The 332-nt window shown below is 83.7% G+C and carries 1 pseudogene; it reads right to left on the bottom strand.

Annotated elements, in window-relative coordinates:
* Nucleotides 1-332 (bottom strand): annotated as a pseudogene (locus tag AAHZ94_RS35190) (hypothetical protein); the annotation flags it as partial.

A 332-nucleotide genomic window follows, 5' to 3' on the forward strand; every position in this document is an offset into this window, starting at 1 on the left:
ACCACCGGCTGCCGCCCCGGCCGAACCACTGGCTGCGGCGCCGGCTGAACCACTGGCTGCCGCGCCGGCGGATGCACCGTGCCCGGCGGCTGCCGCGCCACCGGCCGCTGCCGCACTGCCTGCGACGGCCGCGCCGCCTGCGACGGCCGCACCGCGTCCTGACCTGCCGCGGCGCGCCCCGGTGGGGCCGTCCGACGTCGGGCGCAGTACCGCGGTCTCCTCGCTGGGCGTCGCCCGGCCGCCGCGCCCGGGGGCGGCGGGGTCGGGGCCGCTCGGCGTGGGGCGCAGTACCGCGGTCCGGTCGGCCCCCGCCCAGGCCCGGGGACCCCCCG

Origin of the sequence: Streptomyces sp. HSW2009 (assembly GCF_040240285.1) — a bacterium.
Classification (GTDB): domain Bacteria; phylum Actinomycetota; class Actinomycetes; order Streptomycetales; family Streptomycetaceae; genus Streptomyces.